Annotated in this window: 2 protein-coding genes and 2 pseudogenes; 1 reads left to right on the top strand and 3 read right to left on the bottom strand. The window is 62.8% G+C overall.

Annotation, left to right across the window (positions count from 1 at the left end):
- Nucleotides 1-999 (top strand): NHL repeat-containing protein (locus ACFE99_RS24240; protein WP_375489308.1); only part of this gene is annotated, 999 nt, incomplete at its 5' end.
- 7 nt (nt 1,000-1,006) lie between these two features.
- On the opposite strand, the gene pstA is transcribed toward ACFE99_RS24240, so the two are convergent.
- The 3 genes and pseudogenes from pstA to ACFE99_RS24225 form a co-directional block, all read right to left on the bottom strand.
- A complete protein-coding gene (pstA, locus tag ACFE99_RS24235) occupies nt 1,007-1,909 on the bottom strand; it encodes a phosphate ABC transporter permease PstA (protein ID WP_375489306.1) in 903 nt (300 codons plus the stop codon).
- Between the two features lie 47 nt (nt 1,910-1,956).
- Nucleotides 1,957-2,955: pseudogene (pstC, locus tag ACFE99_RS24230) on the bottom strand (phosphate ABC transporter permease subunit PstC).
- Between the two features lie 12 nt (nt 2,956-2,967).
- Nucleotides 2,968-3,310, bottom strand: a pseudogene (locus ACFE99_RS24225) (phosphate ABC transporter substrate-binding protein PstS); the annotation flags it as partial.

Genomic DNA, 3,310 nt, shown 5'->3' with positions numbered 1-3,310 from the left:
CCCCGCGTCGGGGCAACCATGGCTCGTCGCGCGCCATCGGGCACATCGACGGGGATGCCGGCGGGAGGATGGTCACCGACTCCCAGGCCAACGAGCTTGCCGGAGTGGCTGCAACCCACCGATGGTCGCCAAGGAAAGCGGGGCATTCTGATCGGCGCTGCTGTGCTCGCCGTTGTCGCCGTTATCGCCGCCGTCGCATACCTCGTATTGGCGCCGCCGCACGGCAAGCAGTCGACGTCCGGAGAAACCGTGCTTCCGTTCAACGGTCTCAACTTCCGCCTATCCCCGGGCGGGGTGGCGCTGGACAGCGCCGACGGTGTGTACGTCACCAATCAGGGCATGTACGGCCGGGTGGTGAAGTTGCCAGCCGGGTCTAGTACCCCGGCGGTGCTGCCGTTCTCCGGCCTTTACGAGCCGCAGGGCATCGCGGTCGACAGCTCCGGCGCCGTGTATGCCACCGACTTCAACAACAGGGTGGTGAAGTTGCCGGCCGGGTCGAACAACCAGAGCGACCTGCCGATTACGGGCCTCAATTACCCCGAGGGCGTAGCGGTCGATACCGCGGGCAACGTGTACGTCGCCGACCGCGGCAACAACCGGGTGGTGAAGCTGGATATCGGCTCGGGCAACCAGTCCGACCTGCCGTTCACCGACCTCAATTACGCGGACGGTGTCGCAGTGGACAAGGCTGGCAACGTCTACGACGTCGACACCTACAACAACCGGGTGGTGAAGTTGGAGGGCGGGTCAAACCAGACCGTGCTGCCCTTCACTGGCCTCAGCGTGCCCTGGGGCGTGGCGGTGGACAAGGCCAGCAACGTGTACGTCACCGAACACGACGACAGCAAGGTGGTCAAACTGACGGCTGGGTCGAACACCACGACGGTGCTGCCGTTCACCGATCTCAACACTCCGCTCGACGTGGTCGTAGATGACTCGGGCAACGTGTATGTCGCCGACCGGGGCAACGACAGGGTGGTGAAGCTGCCACCGACCTGACGTCGAGCTATCGCACTCGTCCTGCCCAGACCCGGATGGCCGCGGCGATGAGGTTGACCACGGCCACCACGATGATCAGGGTCAGCGCGGCACCCCAAACCCGCAGGTAACCGGCGTGCTCGGGGTTGTCGAGTTCGGTGTAGATCAACAGCGGCAGCGATGCCATGTTGCCGTTGAAGATGTCGTAGTTGATCGAGCGGCTGTACCCGACCAGCACCAGCACCGGAGCGGTTTCGCCGATGATGCGCGCGATCGACAAAAAGACACCGGAGATGATGCCAGGCAGCGCGGTGGGGATGACGATCCGCACGATCGTCTTCCACTTCGGAATCCCCAAGGCATAGCTGGCTTCTCGCAGTTCATCGGGGACCAGTTTGAGCATCTCCTCGGTGGCCCGCACGACGATGGGCAACATCAACAACACCAGTGCCAGCGAGACCGCGAACGCACACTGCTCGAATCCGAGGGTGGCGATCCACAGACTGAAGACGAACAGCGCCGCCACGATCGAGGGCACGCCGGCGAGCACGTCAACCATGAAGGTGGTCAACCGCGTCAGCCGATCAGGGCCGTATTCAGCTAGATACACCCCGACCATCAGTCCCAGCGGCACGGCGATGGCGGCGGCTACCACTGCCTGAACGACCGTTCCGTATATCGCGTGGTACACCCCGCCCGCGAATTGCTCTGGCAACACACCCCGCAGTGAGTGAGTCCACCAGCCCGACCGGGTGACGGCATACCAGCCTCTTTTGACAACAACCCACAGCAACCACACCAGCGGCACCATCGCGATGAGGAATGACGTGAAGAAAAGGGTTGTCGCAACGGCGTTTTTGATGCGTCGGCCGATGCTGATACCGCGAAACTCGGGTGTTTTGACCGGCTGGTCAAGCGTGGCCGAAGTCATGGGCGCCGCTCCTCCTCATCGCTTCGCTTTCGCATCGTCGCCGACGCTCATGCGTTGACCTTTCCGCCAGCGATGGCGCGGGCAGCCGCGTTGACGATGAACGTCAGGACAAACAGCGCGAATCCCGCCTAAATATTGGCGCTGGTCGGCAGCGGCTGACTGAATTCGGTCGCGGCAGAAGCGATCTTGGAGGCGAATGTGTACCCGCCGTCGAACAGCGACCAATTTCCGCCGTGCACGGTCGAGCGCAGGATGATCAGCACCGCCACGGTCTCGCCCAAAGCGCGGCCCAAACCCAGCATCGACGCTGCCACCACACCGCTACGCCCGTACGGCAGGACGGTCATTCTGACCACTTCCCACTTCGTCGCACCCAGCGCCTGGGCTGCCTCGATTTGCGTAATCGGGGTCTGCTGGAAGACTTCACGCGATACCGACGTGATGATCGGCAGGATCATCACCGCGAGCACGATGCCGGCCGTGAAGATACTGCCGCCGCCGGCCAACGACACGTTGCCCTTCTTGAACAAAAACAACCAGCCGAGTTCCTCATTGAGAAACGTTGCGACCGGCTCGAGTTGCGGCGCCAGCACGAAAATTCCCCACAACCCGAAGATGATCGACGGCACCGCGGCGAGCAGGTCGACCATGGCACCGAACACGCGCGAGAGCTGTGTTGGCACGTATTGGGCGAGAAACACCGCGATTCCGATTGCGACCGGCATGGCCAACACCAGCGCGAACACCGAGCTGAGTACCGTGACCATGAACAGGTCACGGATGCCGAACGCGAGGTTGTCGGGGTCGGTGGTATCGAACTTGGCGCTGGTGAAGAAGTTGGCGTGGTTCGCGCGCAATGCCGGCACTGCGCGCAGCAACAGGAATATGGCGATCAGCGCGATCGCGGTAACGATCGTCAAACCGGCACCCACCGCGAGCGACTTGAAGAGCCGGTCTTCCCGCCGTGCTGCGCGTGTATTGATCGCCGGTGGTGCAGGTACTGGCCCGGCGAGCTCGGCCCGCCGGGTTAGCGGTGTTTCGGCCATGACGGCCTCAGATTACGAGATGGCGTTGATCGCGGTTGACAGTCGCGGCTTGAAAGCGTCCGGGAGTGGGATGTATCCGTTGTCTGCCAAGCCGTTCTGACCGGGACCGATGGTGGCTTGAAGAAAAGCTTTCACGGCCGTACCAACCGCGGAGTCGGGGTACTTCGAGCAGACGATCTCATAGGTGGCCAGCACGACCGGGTACGCCCCGGCCTGCGTCGGCTTGTAGAACGACATCGTGTCGAGCACCAGGTCGTTGCCTTGTCCCTTGATCGTTGCCCCCGAAATGGTCTTGCCGACGGAATCGGTGCTGATTGCGACAGGACTGGGACTCGCCGACGTGACGATCTGAGCC

The sequence above is a fragment of the uncultured Mycobacterium sp. genome, from assembly GCF_964249325.1.
Classification (GTDB): domain Bacteria; phylum Actinomycetota; class Actinomycetes; order Mycobacteriales; family Mycobacteriaceae; genus Mycobacterium.
The sequence above is the reverse complement of the archived record's forward strand: the minus strand, read 5'-3'. Positions and strand labels throughout refer to the sequence as shown.